The organism is Youhaiella tibetensis, from assembly GCF_008000755.1.
Lineage (GTDB): Bacteria > Pseudomonadota > Alphaproteobacteria > Rhizobiales > Devosiaceae > Paradevosia > Paradevosia tibetensis.
This window is the reverse complement of record NZ_CP041690.1, coordinates 62,843-84,219: the sequence shown is the minus strand read 5'-3', so window position 1 is coordinate 84,219 and position 21,377 is coordinate 62,843. Positions and strand designations below refer to the sequence as shown.

Here is a 21,377-nt window from a genome sequence, read left to right as displayed (position 1 = left end):
CTGTGAGCGATCGAATCCTTTTCGTCATTGGTTCCCTCAACTACGGCGGAGCGGAACGGCACCTTGTTCAGGTGCTTCCGCAGCTTGCCAAGCGAGGCTACACGGTGGAGGTCTTTGCGCTTTCCGAGCCCGGCGCACAGGCTCGCCTGCTCGAAGAACAAGGGATACGCGTCTACGCTCCTGCGCTAGCGCCCGGACCTGCCAATGCTCCCTACAGAATGCTGAGGCTGATCGTAGCCTCTTGGTCCTTGTCGATTCACTTACTCACTACCCGACCGAACACTGTTCATTTTTTTCTCCCACAGGCATACCTGCTGGGTGGACTATGCTCCCTGCTCACGGGGTCACCGCGAAAAGTGATGAGCCGCCGAAGCCGTAACTTCTACCAACGCAAGCATCCTTCCATGGCGCGGGTGGAACGATGGCTGCACGGAAAGATGGACGCGCTCATCGGCAATTCTCTGCCGGTGGTCGCCGACCTCAAGACCGAGGGAGCGCCCCTGGAACGGCTGGGGCTGATCCGCAACGGCATTGATCTCGCCCCCTTCTCGGACGTCCAGGACCGGGCGGCAGTGCGCGTTGAACTGGGGATCGGCGAGGATGAGCTCGTCTTTATCAAGGTTGCCAACCTTATCCCATACAAGGGACACGAGGATCTGCTCCGTGCGCTGGCAATCGCCGAGTTGCCCGAGCGGTGGCGATTGATCGTCGTGGGCCGCGATGATGGCATTCTCGGTGCACTGCGAGCTTGCGCCGAAAGTCTCGGTCTGGCGGATCGAGTAATCTGGGCTGGGCCACGAACAGACGTACCGTCTCTGCTCAAGGCGGCAGACGTCGGAGTCCTGGCTTCACACGAAGAGGGCTTCTCCAATGCCGTGCTGGAATACATGGCAGCACGCCTGCCGGCGGTGGTAACCGATGTTGGCGGCAATGCTGAAGCGGTCTCGGACGGCTTGACGGGCTTTGTCGTACCGGCGCACGACGAACGCTCCTTGGCTCACGCGCTCGAACGATTGGGCGAGGCGCGCGACCGACAGCTCATGGGCGTGGCAGCGCGGGAGCGTGTCGAACAACTTTTTTCGCTCGACGCCTGTATCGACGCGTACGAAACTCTGTATCAATCGGTTCGGGATGGACGCGGATTGTCGAAGAGCCTTCGGCCCGAAATTTTCTAGGCGATGGATGAAATATAGATCTGAGACAAACGGGCTGATGAACTCATCGGTTTTGGTGGTTGAACGGCTGTACGACGAAGACGCTTCCCCTTTGAGCGTTCTAAGGGTCACCATAGTCTATACGTGTCGGAAAGAGGCCAGCCTTGGTTGAGAAATTCTTCGCCTTGCGGCAGCCCCACCTCGCATCGATCCTCGGTGTCACGATCTGTGTCTTCCTAATAATATCGGGTTCGGCGCACTTCTTTCACGCATACCAGCCGCCTGGGGATCCGAAGGGGAGCTTTGCCGGTTTCCACTACATCGCGGAACGTCGTTTCGCAGATATCGAAGCTGCCGAAATGACGCGCAGGGTCAACGAAGGCGAACTCGGTTATGTCACGCGCATAAACGAGATGGTCCACCAGTCCACCTATCACTGCAATCCGACCGACTACAGCCTGTCGGCGGTAGAGTTTGCAACGTCCAGACTGATGAAGGTCCTGGGCTTTCGATTCGACTGGCGTCAGGGGCTATTTGGGGAGCGGATGCTCTGCGGTTTCTGCCACCAGCGCGCGATAATCCTGGCTCGAGTGCTTGAAAGTAATGGGATACCTGCGGCGGCTTTCGGCCTGAATGGGCATGTGGTTACCCTTGTACAGCTTGAGGGCGGCGAATACCTGGTTGACCCGGATTTCGGCGCATTGCCCTATCGCTACGACGTTGACGATCGGAGCCTGCGAGCGGGATTTGACGCAAGTTACGCCAATGTCGGCTTCGACGACATGGACAACATCTTCGAGATGGTCGCTAGTCGCGAAGACAACGAGCTCTACTATAGCCCCGAATATCTGGACGGAATTCAGGTTAATCGTGAAATATTGTTTTCGCTGGCACCTTATGTCGCCGCAATTTTCATTGTTTTTGGCATGATCGGCCTATCTGCCTTCTTGCTGAATAATGGAAGCCGCGCCTGGCGAGCTCGGTCCGATGATAATATTGCTGCCGGGGCGCAAGAGTAGAACCATATGTGTGGAATTGCAGGTTTTTTCGATCGACGGTCCGCGTCACCGGACTCCATGCGGCAAACGCTGAAAGCCATGACCGATCGGCTGGTCCATAGAGGGCCCGACGATGAGGGCCAATGGGTGGACGCAGAGTCGGGCATAGCCCTCGGTCATCGGCGACTTTCCATTGTCGACCTGTCGCCGGCCGGCCACCAGCCTATGGTCTCGGCAAGCGGCCGCTACGTGATCGTCTACAACGGCGAAATCTACAACTTCCAGGACATGCGCGTCGAGCTGGAGCGCAAGGGGGCAACGTTTCGCGGCCACTCCGATACTGAAGTCGTGCTGGCGGCCATCGAGGAATGGGGCCTGGCCGAAACCGCGAGGCGGCTGATCGGCATGTTCGCATTCGCCCTCTGGGACAGGGCGGACCGCAACTTGACCCTTGTGCGCGATCAGGTGGGAATCAAGCCCCTCTATTGGGCTCAGGACGACGACGTGTTCCTATTCGGCTCCGAGTTGAAGGCGTTGCGCGCCTACCCTGGCTGGACGCCTTCCATCGACAGGGATTCGGTCGCAGCATACATGCGCCACGGCTACGTGCCTGCGCCCTTCACGATCTGGCGCGACACCCACAAGCTCCTGCCCGGCACGATGCTGGTTTTGCGCAATGGCAAAGATCCCGAGACGGTACGGTACTGGGGCCTGGACAACGCACTGGAGGCGGCCAACCGCAATCCCTTCAACGGCAGCGACGCCGAAGCGATAGTCGCTTTGGACGATCTACTGCGGGATGCGGTGAAGCGTCAGATGGTGGCGGACGTGTCCCTGGGCGCCTTCTTGTCGGGCGGCATAGACAGTTCGACCGTCGTGGCGCTGATGCAGGCGCAAAGCGATAGGCCGGTACGCACATTCTCGATCGGCTTCCACGAGGATGGTTATGACGAGGCCAAGCACGCCAAGTCGGTCGCCAGGCATCTGGGCACAGACCATACCGAACTCTACGTTACGTCTGCCGATGCGCAGGCCGTCGTTCCGCATCTGACCGAATGGTACGATGAACCATTTGCGGACTCTTCGCAGATTCCGACCTATCTCGTTTCCAGGCTGGCACGTCAGCACGTGACCGTCAGCCTGTCAGGCGATGGCGGAGACGAGAGCTTTGGCGGCTATAACCGCTATTTCTACGCCACCAAAATCTGGCAGCAGACACATCGCGTGCCGTCGTGGGCGATGGCTCTGGCGGGGAATGCCATTCAAACGGTGCCGGCCAAGGCTTGGGACGTGATGGGCCATCTCATTCCGCCATCGCGTCGTCCGTCTCGCTTCGGCCACAAGATGCACAAGCTTGCAGGCACATTTCTCTCCGATGACGGAAACGGTCAAGATGCACTCTATCGTGGCCTGATCAGCCAGTGGCATGAGCCCGACAACCTCGTACCGGGGGCACGGGAGCACAAGGGCATGCTGTGGGATGAGACCGTAGCGGAACGTATTCCTGACTTTTTCAACCGCATGCAGTATTTCGATACGCTGACCTATCTCCCGGACGACATCCTGACGAAAGTGGATAGGGCGAGCATGGCGGTTAGCCTCGAATCGCGGGTTCCGCTGCTGGACCACAGGGTCATCGAATTCGCGCTGCGGCTGCCGATGCGCATGAAGTATCGCAATGGCCAGGGCAAATGGCTGCTCCAGCAAGTGTTGAAGCGGTACGTTCCCGAGGAAATCACCAATCGACCGAAAATGGGATTCGGTGTGCCGATCGACCACTGGCTGCGCAATGAACTGTCCGAATGGGCGGGGGATCTGCTGTCGCCCCAGGCGATAGCCCGGCATGGGTTGCTGGATCCCGAGCAGGTCACTTCCGCATGGACTACCCACCTCTCCGGTCAGGCAAACCTGCAGTATCCGCTCTGGACAGTGTTGATGCTGCAGGACTGGCTCGACAGGCAATGCATGGGCCAATAGTCAAGCAGGGCTGGCTGTTCAAAGCCCCATCGCCGAGAACATGCGCGCATTTATCTGGTGAACGTCGAACCGTTCCTCGGCGATTTGACGGCTGCGGTGTCCTTTGACTGCGATGTCCTGAGGGTTTTCGAGAAAGTGCACCATCGCCCTGACGAGCGCATCGACGTCGCGAGGTGGCACGAGGAAGCCATTCTCGCCGTCAATAACGGTTTCACGGCAGCCGGGAACATCTGTCGTGATTATGGGACGTCCTGACGCCATCGCCTCCTGGGAGCTGCGCGGCACACCCTCCCGGTAGGAGGGCAGGACATAGACACTCGTGCGCTCCAGCCATTCGCGCATTTCGACATGTCCAGGCCATTCGACTATCCCGTCCTCGACCCAGCCCTTCACCTCCTCGAGGGAGATTGCGGCGGGATTGGTATCCAGCCCTCCCAGGAGAAGGAACCGCGTTTCAGGGTGGATGGCCTTTACCCGCCGGGCCGCCGCGACGTACTCACGTATGCCTTTCTCTCCCAGCAGCCGGGCTGCCAGGGCGAACACGACCGGTGTATCGGGGAGGGCCACGACCGGCCATTCCTTGAGATCGACCCCGGTGCCATTGACGAGAGTGATCTTGTCTCGTGCTACGATTCTGCGAGCGACAAATTCGTTCACATCATCCCGATTCTGCATGAAGACCACGTGGGCGGCGAGCAGGGAGACTCGATAGAGCGTGCGAGCAAGACCCTGGACGAAGCGGTCGCGGAGGCTGCTGCTCGCGGAAAAGGCATAGCCCAGGCCGGTGATCAGAACGTGTCGACGCGTAACTCCTGCAAGAGTTGCGGCGAGTGTGCCGTAGACCACCGGCTTGATGGTGAAGGCCAGGACGACGTCTGGTTTGAGATCGCGCATTATGCGCCAAAGTTGAGCGAGGTCGCGCAGGTCCTTGAGCGGGTTGACGCTTGTTCTCGACAACGACAGGGAGACTGCCTCGATGCCGGAAGCGGCAAGGCGCTCGCGCAGGCTGTCATCGAAGTCCGGCGCCAAAGCCAGGACTTCGTGGCCGCGTCGGCGCAGGTCCTCCATGAGGGCACCGCGAAAATTGACGAGAGAGAACGCCTGATTTCCAAAAATGATAACACGCTGCCCGGCCATTTCTTCCCGCCAGTATTTGGTCGCTTTCCAGGTGACCTGCGACCGTGGAGCTATTTAGGGGCCATCGCCGTACCGGGCAACGGCTTTGCCACGCGGCACCTCGAGCAACTTTGGACGGGACGACCGGCTGGAAGCTAATGGAGTTGCATTTGATACGCCCATCGGGCACTAAACGGCGGAGTTCTACCATCCCCAAAGAGATTGCTTATGACCGTGCTGGTCACCGGTACCGCAGGCTTTATCGGCTTTCACACCGCCCGGCGCCTGCTGGCAGCAGGCAGACAAGTCGTTGGCTATGACGTGGTCAATGCGTACTACGATCCGGCTATCAAGGAGGCCCGACTCGCGATTTTGAGGCAGTCGCCAAATTTCGTGGAGGTGCGCGCCGATCTCGCGGACAAAGATGCTCTGGACAAGGTATTTGCAGAGCATAAGCCGCGGAAGGTGATCAATCTCGCGGCTCAAGCTGGTGTTCGGTATTCGGTTGAGAACCCGTCGGCCTATATCAACAGCAATCTGGTAGGCTTCGCCAACATCCTCGAATGTTGTCGAGACAATCAGGTCGAACATTTGGTCTACGCGTCGACCAGTTCCGTTTACGGCGCCAACAGCACCCAACCGTTTTCAGAAACTCACGGGACAGCCCACCCCATGAGCCTCTATGCCGCCACGAAGAAGGCGAACGAGGTCATGGCGCATTCCTATGCCCACCTTTTTGGCCTGCCGTGCACCGGCCTAAGGTTCTTTACGGTCTATGGTCCCTGGGGACGGCCGGATATGGCCCTGTTCAAGTTCACCAAGGGAATATTGGCTGGCAAGCCCATCGATATCTACAATCACGGCGAGATGGCGCGGGACTTCACCTATGTCGACGATATCGTCGAGGGCATTCTGCGGGTCCTGGAGGTCGTCCCGACAATCGACGCCAACTGGGATTCGGCCAATCCGTCGCCGGGCAGCAGCGGCATTGCACCCTATCGTCTTTATAATATCGGCCGCGGTCAGCCGGTTCTCCTCCTCGATTTCGTCAAAGTGCTCGAGAAGACGCTGGGTAAGACAGCCAGCCTCAACATGATGGATATGCAACCCGGCGATGTCGCCAGCACTCGCGCCGAAATCAGTGCGCTCCAACGCGACACCGGCTACGCCCCATCAACCTCAATCGAGACCGGCGTGCCTAATTTCGTCGCCTGGTATCGCGACTACTTCAGTGTCTGACGCCGGAACGGATAGCAAATATGGAACTTGAAGACGTTCGGCTGGCCGTAATCGGCCTCGGCTATGTGGGCCTGCCGCTGGCGATAGAGTTCAGCAAGGTGCGGTCGGTGGTCGGCTTCGACATCAACCAGCGCCGGATCGAAGATCTTGCGTCTGGCTTCGATAACACGCTGGAGGTGGACCAGTCCGACCTCGCTCTGGCATCGAAAAGCCTGCGCTATACGTCTGCCGTCGACGATCTCAAAGCCTGCAATACCTTCATCGTGACCGTGCCGACGCCGATCGACGAGCACAAGCGCCCTGACCTGACCCCATTGCTGCGTGCAAGCGAGACTATCGGCAAGGTTCTCAAGAAGGGCGATATCGTCATTTATGAATCGACGGTTTACCCTGGGGCTACGGAAGAAGACTGCGTGCCCGTTCTCGAAAGGACGTCGGGGCTCAAGTTCAACGTCGATTTCTTCGCCGGCTACAGCCCCGAACGCATCAATCCCGGCGACAAGACGCATCGCGTCGCGACGATCAAGAAGGTGACGTCGGGATCGACGCCGGAGGTCACCGATCTGGTCGATGCTCTTTACAAGCAGATCATCCAGGCAGGGACCCACAAGGTCGACAGCATTCGCGTCGCCGAGGCAGCCAAGGTAATCGAAAATACCCAACGCGACCTCAACATCGCCCTGATCAATGAGCTGGCGGTCATCTTCAACAAGATGGGGATCGATACCGAGGCGGTGCTGCAGGCTGCGGGGACGAAGTGGAACTTCCTTCCGTTCCGGCCGGGGCTGGTCGGTGGGCACTGCATCGGCGTGGATCCATACTACTTGACCCACAAGGCTCAGAGCATCGGCTATCATCCCGAGATAATACTTGCCGGCCGCCGTCTCAACGATGGGATGGGGTCTTATGTGGTCTCCCAACTCGTCAAGGCCATGACGCGTAAGAGAATCCACGTGAACGGCTCACGCGTCTTGATCATGGGACTGGCGTTCAAGGAGAACTGTCCCGATCTGCGCAACACTCGCGTGATCGATATCGTCCGTGAGCTGGGCGAATACAACGTCGCCGTCGACATCCACGATCCTTGGGTGAACGCGCAGGAGGCCACACATGAATACGGGGTCACCCTGACCGAGACGCCTGCCGAGGGGGTGTATGACGCGATAGTCCTGGCGGTCGCCCACGATCAGTTCCGGGATATGGGGAGCCAGGCCATTCGCCGCTTTGGCAAGTCCGCACATATCGTCTACGACCTCAAGTATCTCTTCCCTGCCGGGGATACCGATATTCGCCTCTAGGATCGCCATGACGGAGAAGGGCCAAAGCCGCGTTCGCGTTCATCTGATTGTGGGTGCGCGGCCAAACTTTGTTAAGATCGCGCCACTCTGGCGCGTGCTGTCGAACAGTTCCTGGTGCGAACCGGTGATCGTCCACACCGGCCAGCACTATGATCTCAACATGTCCGACTGGATGTTTCGCGATCTCGGGCTTCCTGCTCCCCATCATCACCTAAATGCACAGACAGGGTCGCACGCTCGCGTAACCGGATCGGTCATGGTGGCCTATGAAGCGTTGTGCCTTGAGCAGGACAGGCCCGACTGGGTGGTGGTGGTGGGAGACGTGGACTCCACGATCGCCTGCGCACTGACGGCGAAAAAGCTGGGACTGCCAGTAGCGCATCTCGAGGCAGGGCTTCGCAGTTTTGACCGCTCAATGCCTGAAGAGATCAACCGCGTCCTCACAGACTCGATTGCCGATCTCTTGTGGACGCCTTCTGCGGATGCAGACGAGAACCTCGCCCGCGAAGGCATCGGGGCCGAGCGGATCGAGCGTGTCGGCAACATCATGATTGACGCGTTGGTGAACCTCGAGGCTGCCGTCGACGCCTACGACCTGACCCCGGACCTTGGATTTGCGCTACCGGAGGTCTACGGCGTGGTGACCCTCCACAGGCCATCTAACGTGGACGTCCCTAAAATCCTCAAGGAGATCGTCGACCGCCTCTGCGTTGCGGCCCGACAGGCGTTCCTGGTGTTTCCCGTGCACCCCCGTACCGCCAGGGCACTGGAACGCGAAGGGTTGGATGCCCTATTGGCCGACGCCGGCGTGCGGATGATTCCGCCCTGCAGTTACCTGCCATTCATGGCTCTCATAAAGAAGGCGGCATTTCTGCTCACCGATTCCGGCGGTATCCAGGAAGAAGCAAGTTATCTGGGCATTCCGTGCCTTACGCTGCGTAATTCAACGGAACGTCCAATCACCCTGTCGCTGGGCACCAACAGGCTTATTGGGGTCGATGACATAGAGGGTGCCGTGGCACAGGCCCTGCTCCATCACCGAAGGCCGGCCACCATACCGTTGTGGGACGGGAAGACAGCGGAACGCGTGGCGTTAAGCCTGCAAAAGGCAGCGAGAAGGGCACCCTGATCCGGGTGCATCGATTGTCGGCTACTTCACTGGGAGGAAGTGCCACCGGTCACTGGCGGGCGACCGATGCTGATATACGTCCAGCCATCTCGCCTCAGATGTTCCGGGGAGTAGATATTTCGGCCATCGAAAATCACTTTTGATGCGAGGCGCCTGTCCATTTCGTCGAAGTCGGGCGCACGGAACTGCTGCCATTCGGTGCAGACCACCACCGCGTCAGCGCCATCGAGCGCGGTATACTTGTCGGGTGCGAAAACAAGGTCCGGACGATCGCCGTAGATGCGCCTGGTTTCGGGCATAGCGACCGGATCGTAGGCGGTAACGGTGGCGCCGCTGCGCCAAAGTGCTTCAACCAAGGTCCGCGATGGGGCTTCGCGCATATCGTCGGTGTTGGGTTTGAAAGCCAGACCCCATACGGCAATACGCTTGCCGCCAAGCCTGTCTGCACCACCAAAGTGTGCAGCGATCTTGCCGAACATGGTGGTCTTCTGGCGGTTGTTGACGGTTTCGACTGCTGCGATCAGCGGGGCGTCGTACCCAAGCTCAGTGGCCGTGCGCCCCAACGCCTGAACGTCCTTGGGAAAGCACGAGCCCCCATATCCCAGGCCAGGATAGATGAAGTGATAGCCGATGCGCGGGTCGGCACCGATACCTCTTCTCACCTCTTCGATATCCGCGCCTAGCCTCTCAGCGAGATTGGCGATCTCATTGATGAAGCTGATCTTTGTTGCCAGCAGGGCATTGGCGGCATACTTGGTCAGCTCCGCAGAGCGAGAGTCCATGTACAGAACCCTGTCATGGTTGCGGTTGAAGGGCTTGTAGAGCTCCTTCATCACCTCACGCGCGTAGTTCGTTTCGGTGCCGACTATGATGCGGTCCGGCTTCAAGAAGTCATCGACCGCCGCACCCTCTTTAAGAAATTCCGGGTTGGAGACGACATCGAAGTTCAGTGTGACATTGCGGGACGCCAGCACCTGGGAAAGCTTGGATCGGACCTTATCGCTGGTTCCAACCGGCACCGTGGACTTGATCACCACCACCTTGGGCTCGGCCATCAGCTTGCCGACGGATTCGGCCACGGCGAGCACATATTTCAGGTCCGCTGCCCCACTTTCGTCGGGCGGCGTACCCACGGCGATGAACAGCACGTCCGCGTGGTCGACGGCCTTTGCGACATCGATCGTAAACTCGAGCGTTCCGAAGCTTCTGTTTCGGGCGACGATCGCATCAAGACCTGGTTCGTGGATCGGAATTTCGCCAGCGTTGAGCCGGGCAACCTTTTTTGCATCCACATCGACGCAGAGCACCTGATGGCCGACATCTGCAAGACATGCGCCGGTGACAAGGCCTACGTAGCCAGCCCCGAAAATCGTAAGCTTCATTGGTGATAGCCCTCTGACTCCGGTGCTTCATAGGTCCTTCTCCTCAAGGATTCACCCATTTTGTTACCTTCCGCCCGCCGCAGGGTGTCACAGTTGCTCTTGCCGCAGCGCATCACATGGATTTCTTCGAGCCGGCGTGCCATGCCGACCTCGATCTGGAAGCGACCGGACGTAGGGCAGTAAGGCGCCAACCACAGCGGATGGCGTGGGTCGGACGGCAGGCTCCATTGCGGTCTCTGTCGCTCTCGTCGACCTGGCTCCACCGTCGGCTTGACCGGCCGCCCGCGCCGGGCACAATGGCACCCACGGATTGGAGGGGGGCATGGAGCCATATAGCATGAGTGGGGGGTGTCAGTGCGGGGCGGTGCGCTTTGCCTTTGATGCGCCGCCCGAGAACGTCCATGTCTGCCATTGCCGGATGTGCCAGAAGGCTGTCGGAGGGCCGTTCGCGGTGATCTGCCCGGTGCTCAAGAGTTCGTTTCGGGTGACGCGCGGGGCGTTTTCCTGGTTCCGCAGCTCGGACCTGGCGCGGCGCGGCTTCTGCAGCAATTGCGGCACGCCGATGATCTTCGACTATCCGGATTTTCCCGATATCGGGGTCCTGGTGGGCGCGCTCGACCAGCCCGGGTGCGTGCCGCCCGTGGTGCAATACGGCATCGAAAGCCGGGTGCCCTGGTATGGGTACCTGCCCGACCTGCCCGGGGACAAGCCGACCTACTCGGAAGATCCGATGGGCTTTCTGCCGCGGATAACGGCCTCAAACCGCCAGCACCCCGACCACGACACCGAGCACTGGGTGCCGCGGCCGGCCGACCGGTAGTCTTTAGCGCCGACCCGGCCTCCACGCGACCCGGCCTGCGCGGCGTAACAAAATCGGGCTTACCCGGCCGCGCCGGTTTGGTGATAGATTTGTTGCCCGGTGCGATCGCCCCGGGAGGCAGGTCATGCTCGAAGCCGACAAGGCCTTTTCAGGCTCGATTCCGCAAAACTACGACCGGTGGATGGTGCCGCTGATCTTCGAGCCCTATGCGCAGGACATGGCGCGGCGCGTGGCGGCGCTTGGGCCGGGCGCGGTGCTGGAAACGGCGGCGGGAAGCGGGGTGGTGACGCGCGTGCTGGCGCCGCTCCTGGCGCCCGGGGCGCGCTATGTGGCCACCGATCTCAACCAGGCGATGCTGGACTATGCCGCCAGCCGGCAACCCGAGGGGTCGGGAATCGCCTGGCAGCGGGCCGATGCCCTGGCGCTGCCGTTCGAGGATGGCGCGTTCGACGTGGTGTGCTGCCAGTTCGGCGCCATGTTCTTTCCCGACCGGGTCACCGGATATCGCGAAGCGCGACGGGTGCTGCGGCCGGGCGGGCGGTTCGTGTTCAGCGTCTGGGACCGCATCGAGGCGAACGCCTTTGCCGAGGAGGCGACGCGGACGCTGGGCGAGATCTTTCCGGACGATCCGCCGCTCTTCATGGCGCGTACGCCGCATGGCTACCATGACAGGACGCTGATCGCGCGTGAACTGGCCGAAGCCGGATTCGCCCCGGTCACGATCGAGACCCGCGCCGAAGAGAGCCGCGCGGCTTCGGCGCGCATACCGGCCATGGCCTATTGCCAGGGAACGCTTTTGCGCAACGAGATCGAGGCGCGGGACGCCCACGGGCTCGCGGCGGCGACCGAGCGGGTGGCCGCCGCCATCGCCGCCCGGCACGGGAAGGGCGCCGTCAGCGCCCCCATCCAGGCCCATATCGTCGAGGCCGTCGCCCCGGAATAGCCGGTGGCGCTCAGCGCGGGAAGACGAGGCCGTCGAAAAGCTTGCGGGCCGTGCGGATGGTGCCGGCGCCGCGGATGGCGCCATCGGCAGCCAGATCCAGATAGACTTCGAGGGCGCCGGTGGGGTGCTCGATGAGGAACCTCCCATCGGCGGGAATGTGGGCAAGGTCGGCCGCCGCGGTGCTGCCGGGCGTGAGGCAGGCAGTGGCGACGCTCACCGCGGCGAGGACGCCGACGCTGGCATGGACGCGATGCGGGATGAAGCTGCGCGTGCTGATGGCGCCCCCGCCCGTGGCCGGCGAAACCAGCGTCATCTTGGGCACGGAAGCGGCGGCAACGTCGCCCAGGTTCATCAGCGGACCGGCCTCGAGGCGGATGGCTTCGAGCCGCGCCTTGAGCGCGCCATCGGCTTCCAGCTCCTCGCGCGTCTCCTGGCCCGAAAGGCCGAAATCGGCGGCCCGCATGATGACGCAGGGCATGCCGTTGTCGATGAGGGTGGCCTCGACGCCCTCGATGGTGTCGCGGGCCTTGCCGGTGGGCAGCAGGGCCCCGCACATCGAGCCGGCGATGTTCTGGAACATCAGCGGCACGGGAGCGTGGGTGCCGGGCACGCCGTCGATGCGGGCATCGCCGTCATAGGAAACGCGGCCGGCCGGGGTGCGCACCTGGGCCACGGCAACCTCGCCGGAATTGACCATGTGGATGCGCACCGCGGTGACCTCGCCCGCGACGGGGACGAGACCGCGCTCGATGGCGGCCGGGCCGACGCCGGCCAGGATATTGCCGCACCCCTGCGCGCTCGAGACGATGGGCTGGTCAACGAACACCTGGAGGAAGAGGTAATCCACATCCGCATCGTCGCGGCTGGACGGGGAAAGCACCGCGACCTTGGAGGTCAGCGGATCGGCCCCGCCGATGCCATCGATCTGGCGCGGATCGGGGCTGCCCATGACGGCCAGCAGCAAGCGGTCTCGCGCGGCTTCGTCGGCGGGCAGGTCGCGGGCGAGGAAATAGGCGCCCTTGGAGGTGCCGCCGCGCATCATGAGGCAGGGGATACCCTCAGACATATCTGAGCCCCTTGGCCGCCAGGCTCTCGCGCATGGCGTAGATATCGAGGCCGAGTTCGCCTGCGGCGAGCCGTTGGCGCTTGGCCTCCTCGCTGGCGAGGCGCCTGTTGGCGGCCTCGAGGACGGCGTCGGCTTCGGCGCGCCGCACCACCACCACGCCGTCGTCATCGGCCACGATGACGTCGCCCGGCTCGACCAGCGCGCCGGCGCAGACCAGCGGAACGTTGACCGAGCCAACGGTTTCCTTGACGGTGCCCTGGGCCGAGACGGCCTTTGACCAGACGGGGAACTGCATGCGGGTGAGCTCGCGGATATCGCGCACCCCGGCATCGATGATAAGGCCCCGGCAGCCGCGAGCCATGGCGGAGGTCGCCAGCAGGTCGCCGAAATAGCCGTTGTCGCAAGGGGAGGTCGGGGCCAGGACCAGGATATCGCCGGGCTGCAGCTGCTCGATGGCGACATGGACCATCCAGTTATCGCCCGGAGGGACGGAAATGGTCACGGCCGAGCCGGCGACCTGGGCGCCCGCATAGATGGGACGCATATGGCTGGCGAGCATGCCCCTGCGGCCCTGGGCCTCATGGACGGTGGCGACACCGGCAGCGGCAAGGCCCTCGATGGTGGCCGCGCTGGCGCGTGCGATGGTCTGAACGACGATACCGGACAATGGCTCATCCTCCCTTTTTCGGCACCGGCGGAGTGCCGTGCGTGTGGAACGTCTCGATGGTCTTGAGGCCCCAGGCCTGGCCCCTGCGGCGCTCGGCCTCGGTCCAGACGACCGGCTCCCAATCGGGGGCCAGCACCAGGCGCGCACCGGAATTGGCCAGCTCGACCCGGTTGCCCGCGGGCTCCCAGACATAGAGAAAGAAGGTGCCCTGGATGGCGTGCTTGTGGGGGCCGGTCTCGATGTGGACGCCGTTCTGGAGGAAGAGGTCGGCGGCGCGCAGGATGTCCTCGCGCTGATCGGTGGCATAGGTCACGTGGTGGAACCGGCCCTGCCCGCCGCCATGCTCCTCGGTGCAGGCCAGATCGTAGGACTTGTTGTTGACCGTGAACCAGCAGCCGCCGATGCGGCCATTGTCGAGCTGGATCATCTCGGTGACGCGCGTGCCCAGGCAGGTCTGCATGAAGCGGCGGAACTCGCTGACGTCCTCGGCGAGGAGGTTGAGGTGGTCGAGCCGACGCGGCGCGGCGCCGGTGAAGGCCGAGGCGGTATTCTTGAGGGCGGGGCGTTCGCCCGCGCTCTGCGGCTCGAAGCGGCGGGTCTGCCAATAGATCTCGAAGACGTGCCCGAACGGATCCTCGAAGCGGAAGGCGCGCCCGTGGCCAGGATCGCCATCGACCCAGCCGATGGTCTTGAACCCGCTCGCCTCGATGGCGGCGACGCGGCGCATCAGCGCCGCCTCGCTCGCGGCGCGATAGGCCACGTGCCCCATGCCGGTGGTGTGGTGGCGGGTGAGCTTGAGGGTGTGGAACTCGTAGTCATCCCAGGCCCGCAGGTAGGCGGAGGTCTCATCGCGCCCGGAGACGGAAAGGCCATAGACGCGGGTGAAGAAGTCGAGGCTTTCCTCGAACCTGTCGGTATAGACCTCTACATGCGCCAGGTGCGCGATGTCGAAGCAGGGTTCCATCAGAGCTCATCCACGGTGCGGGGGAAGACGGACTGGAAGCCTTCCGCGTATTTGGCGGCGCGTCCACTCGACTGGCCGCCGGAATTGCGCTGGAAGTGGTTGGCCCGGTTCTGGGCGACGCGGGTGTAGAAATCCCACAGGTGCTCCTGGCCCTCCATGCATTCGATGGCGGCGCGCTTCCTGTCCCAGACCTCGGTGATGTCGAGGAACACATCGGGCTTCCAGCCCATCTGCTCGGTCTGGTGCGGCTCGAAGAGATAGAGCTGGGAGGCGCCGAGCACCTTCTGGCCGGGATTGTGGCCCCAGGCCTGGGCGATCATGCGGGTCTCGAGGGCCACCTGGGTGGCATACATGTGGTCGGTATTGTAGGGATCGTACTGGGAGTGGCTGAGCATGAAGGCCGGCTGCACCCGGCGGATCACGTCGACCAGGCGGAACTTGTCCTCGTCGTCGAGGCGCAGGGGGTAGTCGCCCAGATCGAAGCTGACGAGGTCATGCACGCCCAGCTTTTCGGCAGCCCGCTCGGCCTCGTCGCGCCGCGCCGCCTTGACGCGATCGAGCGTCATGCCGGGCTGCTTCCAGAGCTTGGCCGACTCCCCGCGCTCCCCGAACGAGAGGCAGACCACGGTCACCTCGTAGCCCATGGCGGCATGGAGGGCGATGGCGCCCCCGCAGCGCCAGACGAAGTCGGCCGCATGGGCGCTGATGACGAGAGCAGTCTTGGATTGGGTCAATTATCCCCTCCTGAATTCCATTTGCGCCCATTTGGCAAAGGCCGGGCGGACTAGCCAAATCGAAAGGCGGGCCCGCCCATAAGCGGACGCTATGGCGTTGACGGAAAACGCCGCGGGAACCGCCCGATCCCCGCGGTTTGCCTGGCTCAGCCGAACATCGAGTTGGGCAGGAGCAGGGCGATCTGCGGCACGAGGATGATGAGGGCGAGCCCGACGAGCATGGCCAGCAGGAACGGGGTGACGCCCCGGAAGATGGTGGCCATGGGCACGTCCTGGGCCGCGGTCTTGACGACGAAGACATTGAGCCCGACCGGCGGGGTGATCATGCCCATCTCGATGACGACCACCACCACGACGCCGAACCAGATGGGATCAAAGCCCAGCCCCGTCACCACGGGGAAGAACATCGGAACGGTGAGCACCAGCATGGCCAGCCCATCCAGGAACATGCCCAGCACCACATAGGTCAGCAGGATCAGCACCAGCGTGCCATAGGATCCCAGCCCGAACCCGGTAAGGGTCGAGCCCAGGGCCCGCGGCAGGTCGGTCATGGCCAGGAACGGATTGAGGACGTTGGCGCCCACCATGATCATGTAGAGCATGGCCGAGGTCTTGACGGTTTCGAGCACCGCATCCCAGAGTCCGCGCGGACCGATGGCCCGCATGCCGAAGGCGATGAGGATGACCAGCGCCGCCCCGACGGCGGAGGCTTCGACGGGCGTGAAGACGCCCGCATAGATGCCGCCGATCGAGAGCACGATCACGGCCAGGAGCGGCGCGGAGGAACTGGAGGCCTTCAGGCGCGCCCGCCAGCTCATGTCCTCGCCGCGCGGGCCGGCCCGGGGATCGCGCACGGCGATGATCCAGATGGTGACCATGAAGAGGACGGTGAGCAAAAGGCCCGGCAGGATGCCGGCCATGAAGAGCCGCCCGATCGATTCCTCGGTGAGGATGGCGTAGAGCACGAAGCCGGTGGAGGGCGGAATGAGGAAGCCCAGCGTGCCCCCGGCGGCAACCGCTCCCGTCGCCAGGCCTGACGAATAGCCGAGCCGCTTCATCTCGGGCAGGGCCACCTTGCCGATGGTGATGGCGGTGGCGACCGAGGAGCCGCTGACCGCCGAGAAGGCAGCGCAGCCGAGCACGGAGGCCGAGGCCAGCCCACCCCGGAAACGGCCGACCCAGGCATAGGCGGCGTCGTAAAGCCCCCGGCTGAAGCCGGCCCGCGAGGCGACCTTGCCGAGCAGGATGAACATGGGCACGACGATGAGGGAATCGTTGGAGACAGTCGAATAGGTCTCCGTGATCAGCACGGCACCGGCCGAGTTGAGGCCGCGCAGCATCCAGGTGCCGAAGAAGCCGACGATCAGCATGGCGAAAGCCACGGGCGTGCGCAGGATGAGAAGGGCGAAGAGCCCGGCAATGGCGATGACGCCCAGAAACGTGCCGCTCACTTGAGCACCTTGAAATGGTCCGCCAGGGCGGAAAGGATCTGCAGCGCCAGGATCGGGATGGTCACCGCCACGCCCAGGGCCAGAAGCGCATGGAGCGGCCAGATGGGCAGGCCCAGCATGTTGCTGGCATCGCCATAGGCGAGGGTATCGAGCATCTTGACCCAGGCGCGCTGGGTGAGGATGGCGAGGACGGCGATCGAGAGCGCGCGCGAAAGGATGTCGCCGAGGAGGCGCCCATAGGGGCCGATGGCTTCATCGAGCACATCGGCGCGCACATGAACTCCCTGGGAGGTGGACCAGGGCAAGGCCAGCATCACCACGGCGACCGAGACCATCTGCACGATCTCGTTGATGCCCACGATGGGCCGGGCGAAGACGTAGCGCAGCACCACGCCCACCGCCACCAGCCCGACGAGGATCAGCAAGCCGATCCCCGCCAGCGTGGCGAGGGCAAGGGTGGCCTTGTCGGCCACCGCCAGCCATCGGGCGCCCCCAGATTGCGGCGTGCTCAACTCACTTGCCCATCAGCGCGGCGACATAGGCCTTGGCGGGCAGGCCGCTGGCCTCGGCTTCGTTGACGACTGTATCGCGGATGGGGGCGGAAAGATCGTCGAACGCCCTGGCCTGATCGGCGCTAAGCGCGATCGCTTCCTTGCCGTCCATGGCGTTGAAGGCCTCGATGCCGGCGCGCGCCGCTTCGAGCTGCGTCTGGTTGGCGAGCAGGGACGCCTTCATGCCCGCTTCCTTGACCGCCTGCTGCTGGTCCGCAGAAAGGGCATCGAACCGGTCCTTGTTCATGACGATGAAGAAGGGGGAGATGGTGGTGTTCATGCCGGTGGTGACGTATTTGGCCACTTCGCCCAGCTTGAAGGCGCCGGTGGCGGTGCCATCGATCATGGCGCCGTCGATGACGCCGGTCTGGAGGGCGTTGTAGATGTCGGAAACCGGCATGGAGACGGGCGAGCCACCCCAGCTCTCAACGATGAGGCCCGCATTGCGCGAAGGCACGCGGATCTTCTTGCCGGCGATATCGGCCGGGGTGCGGACGGGCGTGTCGCGCATGTAGAGCACGTTCCGGGCATTGCTCCACAGGCTGATGAGCTGGACGCGGCTATATTCGTCCTTGAGCAGGTCGATATGGTCCCAGAGGGTCTGGGTGCCGCCGGCCTCGGTCAGCACCCCCGGAAGCTCGGAGAGGAGCGTGAGCGGGAAATTGGAGGCGGTATAGCCCGGCAGGCCGATGGCGAGGTCGGCCACGCCATCGACGGCGCGGTTGTACTGCTCGACCGGGCCGGCACCCAGTTCGCCACCCGAATAGAGTTTTACCGTCACCTGGCCGTTGGTCATGTCCCTGACCATCTCGGTGAACGGGATGAAGGCGCCCGCCTCGTACGGATTGGTCGGGGCCATGTAGTTGGCGAAGGAGAGCTCGTCGGCCAGGGCCGGGCTCAGCGAGAATGCCGCCAGGGCAGCGGCGGCCAGAAGTCGTTTTGCGATCATCGTCGATCCTCCCATTTGGTCGCGGCAGCGTGCGTAGCCTCCCGCGCATGCCGCAGACTGTTGGGAGAAACCAGAACCTGAAGCCATTTCAAAACGACCACCGGTCCATAAGTAATTGCTATAGCCTCGACGCCACCTCTCCCCTCCAGCAAGGAGCGCGGCCAGACCCCACAGGCGATTTCGCGGTGCGAGCGATGTCTGCTATAGCGCAAACTTATGACCCCGCCGGGAAATGGAATTGCCTGGGACCAAGGCGGGCGCAAGGTGCCTCGGGGAGGCGCAAATGGCTTTAGAAAGCGAACTGGGGCTGGTGGGATTCGGCGAGGCGGGACAGGCCTTTGCGCGCGGCTGGGCGCTGCCCGCAGGCGAGATGGCGGCCTATGATCTCAAGCTCGTCGAGGGACCGGAACGGGCGCAGATGATCTCGGCCTGCGCCGAGCTGGGCGTCGTGCCCGTCACCACGCCCGCGGCACTCCTCGAAAGGGCGACGACGGTGTTCTCGCTGGTGCCGACCGACCAGGCGGTCGCGGTGGCCCGCGCGGCGGCGCCACACCTGCGGACTGGGACGTTCTGGCTCGATGGCTCTTCGAGCGCGCCGGGCACCAAACGCGCCGCAGCCGCGTCCATCGAGGCGGCCGGGGGGCACTATGTCGACATGGCCATCATGGCGCCGGTCCATCCGCGCCGGCACCGGACGCCCGTGTTGCTGGCAGGGCCCGAGGCGACGCAAGCGCTGGCAGCGATCACGGCACTCGGCATGGACGGGCAGGTTGCGGGGCCCGCGGTGGGCGACGCTTCGGCAGTCAAGATGATCCGCTCGGTGCTGGTGAAGGGCCTCGAGGCGCTGACCGCGGAGTGCCTGCTGGCGGCGCGCCGCGCCGGGGTGGAAGAGGCGGTTCTGGCCTCGTTCGCGCAGTCCGATCCGGAGATCGATTGGGCCGCGCGCACGGCCTATAACCTGGGGCGCATGCTCGAGCACGGCACCCGGCGGGCGGCCGAGATGCGCGAGGTGGTGGCGACGCTGACCGAGCTCCGGCTGCCATCCCGGCTTTCGGCCGCCACCGCCCTCTGGCAGGACGAGATGGGCGCGCTGGACCTCGAGGTCGGGCCAGGGCCCCTGCCCGGGCTACTCGACGCGGTGCTGGCGGCACGACGATGAGAGCGAACCTGAGGCATTTGCGGGCGTTCCTGGCGGTAGTCGACCACGGCTCGATCACGCGCACGGCCGAAATCTGCCACGTATCCCAGCCGGCCGTGACGCAGGCGATCCGCAAGCTCGAACGGGAGCCGGAGACCGAACTCTTCCAGCGCCGCGCACAGGGCCTTTTCGTCACCGAGCCCGGAACCGTGCTGGCCCGGCGCGTGCGACGCGCCTTCGGGCTTCTCGATCCGACATTGAGCGAGCTGGCGCCACGCCTGCGCATCACCGCGACCACCGCGCAGCTGGTCGCGCTGGTGGCGGTGACGGAGGCGGAAAACTTCACGCTGGCGGCGCGGCGCCTTGGGCTGGCGCAGCCAACGGTGCATCGGGCCATTACCGGGCTCGAGCGGGAAATCGGGCGCGCGCTTTTCGAGCGCACCCCGCATGGCATGATCGCCACGCGCGCCGCCGAAATGCTGACGCGGGCCACGCAGGTGGCCTTCGTGGAGCTGGACCAGGGCGAGGCGGAGCTGGGCGAGTTGCTGGGCCGGGAAGTCGGGCGGCTCGTCATCGGCGGCATGCCGCTATCGCGCTCCTATATTCTGCCGCGCGCCATCGCCCGCTTCCGCGTTCGCCGGCCGAAACTGCCGATCAAGGTTCTCGACGGGCCCTATGAGGACATGCTCACGAGCCTGCGCCGGGGCGAGATCGACTTCCTGGTCGGGGCGCTGCGCAACCCCGCCCCGATCGGGGACGTGGTGCAGCGCCCGCTGTTCGAGGATGAACTCATCATCGTGTGCGGCAAGGATCATCCGCTGCGCCGGGGCACCCCTCCGGCGAGCGTTGCCGATATCGCCGGCTTTCCCTGGGTGGTGGCCGCCGAGGGCACGCCGACCCGACAGGTCTTCACGCGGCTGGTCGAGACGCAGGGACTCGCGCCGCGAAGCCTGATCGAAACCGGCTCGATGGTGCTGATGCGCGAACTGCTGCAGGTCTCGGACCATCTGGGGTTCATCTCGCGCCTGCAGATCGAGCCCGATCTCGACCTGGGCGCGGTCCATGAGCTCGCCGTGCCGCTGCCGGATACCTTCCGGCCCATCGGGCTGACGCTGCGTGACGGCTGGTCGCCCACCCGGGCGCAGCAGGAGTTTCTCGACGAACTCGAGGCGGTGGTCGAGGCGGCCCGTACGGGGGAGGAACGGCGGGCCGGCTAGGAGCGAAGGGTGGTACGATCGCGGCCGATTCGCCCCGGGGAACCCGCCATCATGACCAATCCCGCCCGCTCCGCCGAAGGTCGCGCCCGCTTCGAGAACGTCCAGCGTGCCGTGCGGCTTTCGGCGCGGCTGAGCGAGATCGGGTTCGATGACCTGGAGGGCCTCAATGCCGCGTTCAGCGAGCTCATCGGCAAGCCCGTCGGGCAGCGCTTCATGGTCATTCCGCCGTTTTCGACCGATTGCGGGCTCAACATCACGATCGGGGACAATGTCTTCATCAACCAGGGATGCCATTTCATGGATATGGGCGGCATCAGCATCGGGAACGACGTGATGATCGGCCCCAAGGTCAACCTGGTGTCGGCCGGGCACCCGCTGTCTCCTGCCGAGCGGCGCAATGGCATCGTGGCCAGGCCCATTTCCATCGGGAACAATGTCTGGATCGGAGCGGCCGCGACCATCCTGCCGGGCGTCACCATCGCGGACGATGCGGTGGTCGCGGCCGGCGCGGTGGTCAGCCGGGACGTTCCCGCCGGCACGCTGGTGGCGGGGGTGCCGGCGCGAGTGCTCAAGCACCTCTAGCG

General features: G+C 63.6%; 20 protein-coding genes. 11 read left to right on the top strand and 9 right to left on the bottom strand.

Annotated elements, in window-relative coordinates; all coding sequences use genetic code 11:
• The first annotated feature begins 2 nt into the window (after positions 1–2).
• The 3 genes from FNA67_RS00375 to asnB all read left to right on the top strand — a co-directional run bounded on the left by FNA67_RS00375 (position 3) and on the right by asnB (position 4,129).
• Positions 3–1,175: a glycosyltransferase gene (locus FNA67_RS00375; RefSeq protein WP_082202326.1), complete on the top strand. Its 1,173-nt coding sequence runs from the start codon at positions 3–5 to the stop codon at positions 1,173–1,175.
• A gap of 143 nt (positions 1,176–1,318) precedes the next feature.
• A complete protein-coding gene (locus FNA67_RS00370; RefSeq protein WP_049707204.1) occupies positions 1,319–2,173 on the top strand; it encodes a hypothetical protein in 855 nt (284 codons plus the stop codon).
• 6 nt (positions 2,174–2,179) lie between these two features.
• Entirely contained in the window at positions 2,180–4,129 is a 1,950-nt protein-coding gene (asnB, locus tag FNA67_RS00365) for an asparagine synthase (glutamine-hydrolyzing) (RefSeq protein WP_049707203.1), read from the top strand.
• 18 nt (positions 4,130–4,147) lie between these two features.
• On the opposite strand, the gene FNA67_RS00360 is transcribed toward asnB, so the two are convergent.
• Positions 4,148–5,266, bottom strand: a complete 1,119-nt coding sequence (locus tag FNA67_RS00360) for a glycosyltransferase family 4 protein (RefSeq protein WP_049707202.1) — start codon at positions 5,264–5,266, stop codon at positions 4,148–4,150.
• 207 nt (positions 5,267–5,473) lie between these two features.
• On the opposite strand from FNA67_RS00360, the gene FNA67_RS00355 reads away from it, so the two are divergent.
• Genes FNA67_RS00355 through wecB form a run of 3 tightly spaced genes read left to right on the top strand, consistent with a single transcriptional unit; the run spans position 5,474 to position 8,911 of the window.
• Positions 5,474–6,484, top strand: a complete 1,011-nt coding sequence (locus FNA67_RS00355; RefSeq protein ID WP_147654675.1) for an NAD-dependent epimerase — start codon at positions 5,474–5,476, stop codon at positions 6,482–6,484.
• Between the two features lie 20 nt (positions 6,485–6,504).
• The gene (gene tviB / locus FNA67_RS00350) at positions 6,505–7,782 is read left to right on the top strand and encodes a Vi polysaccharide biosynthesis UDP-N-acetylglucosamine C-6 dehydrogenase TviB (protein ID WP_147654674.1); all 1,278 of its coding nucleotides are present in this window, start codon (positions 6,505–6,507) and stop codon (positions 7,780–7,782) included.
• A 7-nt stretch (positions 7,783–7,789) separates the two neighbouring features.
• Positions 7,790–8,911: a non-hydrolyzing UDP-N-acetylglucosamine 2-epimerase gene (gene wecB / locus FNA67_RS00345; RefSeq protein WP_147654673.1), complete on the top strand. Its 1,122-nt coding sequence runs from the start codon at positions 7,790–7,792 to the stop codon at positions 8,909–8,911.
• 26 nt (positions 8,912–8,937) lie between these two features.
• Here the strand turns inward: wecB and FNA67_RS00340 are convergent, their stop codons facing one another.
• A complete protein-coding gene (locus tag FNA67_RS00340; RefSeq protein WP_147654672.1) occupies positions 8,938–10,293 on the bottom strand; it encodes a UDP-glucose dehydrogenase family protein in 1,356 nt (451 codons plus the stop codon).
• Positions 10,294–10,615: 322 nt separating this feature from the next.
• Here FNA67_RS00340 and FNA67_RS00335 point away from each other — a divergent pair, with 322 nt between their 5' ends.
• Positions 10,616–11,113, top strand: coding sequence for a GFA family protein (locus FNA67_RS00335; protein WP_147654671.1), 498 nt, complete (start codon positions 10,616–10,618; stop codon positions 11,111–11,113).
• 124 nt (positions 11,114–11,237) lie between these two features.
• The gene (locus FNA67_RS00330) at positions 11,238–12,056 is read left to right on the top strand and encodes a class I SAM-dependent methyltransferase (protein WP_147654670.1); all 819 of its coding nucleotides are present in this window, start codon (positions 11,238–11,240) and stop codon (positions 12,054–12,056) included.
• 10 nt (positions 12,057–12,066) lie between these two features.
• Here the strand turns inward: FNA67_RS00330 and FNA67_RS00325 are convergent, their stop codons facing one another.
• The 7 genes from FNA67_RS00325 to FNA67_RS00295 form a co-directional block, all read right to left on the bottom strand.
• The gene (locus FNA67_RS00325; protein WP_147654669.1) at positions 12,067–13,122 is read right to left on the bottom strand and encodes a 4-oxalomesaconate tautomerase; all 1,056 of its coding nucleotides are present in this window, start codon (positions 13,120–13,122) and stop codon (positions 12,067–12,069) included.
• Positions 13,115–13,789, bottom strand: a complete 675-nt coding sequence (locus FNA67_RS00320) for a 4-carboxy-4-hydroxy-2-oxoadipate aldolase/oxaloacetate decarboxylase (protein ID WP_147654668.1) — start codon at positions 13,787–13,789, stop codon at positions 13,115–13,117. The genes FNA67_RS00325 and FNA67_RS00320 overlap by 8 nt, the downstream gene beginning before the upstream one ends.
• A 4-nt stretch (positions 13,790–13,793) precedes the next feature.
• Entirely contained in the window at positions 13,794–14,753 is a 960-nt protein-coding gene (locus FNA67_RS00315; protein ID WP_147654667.1) for a VOC family protein, read from the bottom strand.
• Positions 14,753–15,487, bottom strand: a complete 735-nt coding sequence (locus FNA67_RS00310; protein ID WP_147654666.1) for a PIG-L deacetylase family protein — start codon at positions 15,485–15,487, stop codon at positions 14,753–14,755. Before FNA67_RS00310 ends, FNA67_RS00315 begins: the two co-directional genes overlap by 1 nt.
• A 146-nt stretch (positions 15,488–15,633) precedes the next feature.
• Complete coding sequence (locus tag FNA67_RS00305) at positions 15,634–16,938, bottom strand: TRAP transporter large permease (protein ID WP_147654665.1); 1,305 nt, start codon at positions 16,936–16,938, stop codon at positions 15,634–15,636.
• Complete coding sequence (locus FNA67_RS00300) at positions 16,935–17,450, bottom strand: TRAP transporter small permease (protein ID WP_147654664.1); 516 nt, start codon at positions 17,448–17,450, stop codon at positions 16,935–16,937. Before FNA67_RS00300 ends, FNA67_RS00305 begins: the two co-directional genes overlap by 4 nt.
• A 1-nt stretch (position 17,451) precedes the next feature.
• On the bottom strand, positions 17,452–18,438 hold the full coding sequence (locus tag FNA67_RS00295) for a TRAP transporter substrate-binding protein (protein ID WP_147654663.1): 987 nt from the start codon (positions 18,436–18,438) through the stop codon (positions 17,452–17,454).
• Positions 18,439–18,721: 283 nt separating this feature from the next.
• Here FNA67_RS00295 and FNA67_RS00290 point away from each other — a divergent pair, with 283 nt between their 5' ends.
• Genes FNA67_RS00290 through FNA67_RS00280 form a run of 3 tightly spaced genes read left to right on the top strand, consistent with a single transcriptional unit; the run spans position 18,722 to position 21,375 of the window.
• The gene (locus FNA67_RS00290) at positions 18,722–19,597 is read left to right on the top strand and encodes an NAD(P)-dependent oxidoreductase (protein WP_170267154.1); all 876 of its coding nucleotides are present in this window, start codon (positions 18,722–18,724) and stop codon (positions 19,595–19,597) included.
• Entirely contained in the window at positions 19,594–20,793 is a 1,200-nt protein-coding gene (locus FNA67_RS00285; RefSeq protein ID WP_147654661.1) for a LysR family transcriptional regulator, read from the top strand. Before FNA67_RS00290 ends, FNA67_RS00285 begins: the two co-directional genes overlap by 4 nt.
• Positions 20,794–20,844: 51 nt before the next feature.
• Positions 20,845–21,375 carry a DapH/DapD/GlmU-related protein gene (locus tag FNA67_RS00280; RefSeq protein ID WP_147654660.1) on the top strand — a complete coding sequence of 177 codons (531 nt, stop codon included), beginning with the start codon at positions 20,845–20,847 and terminating at the stop codon, positions 21,373–21,375.
• Positions 21,376–21,377: the final 2 nt, after the last annotated feature.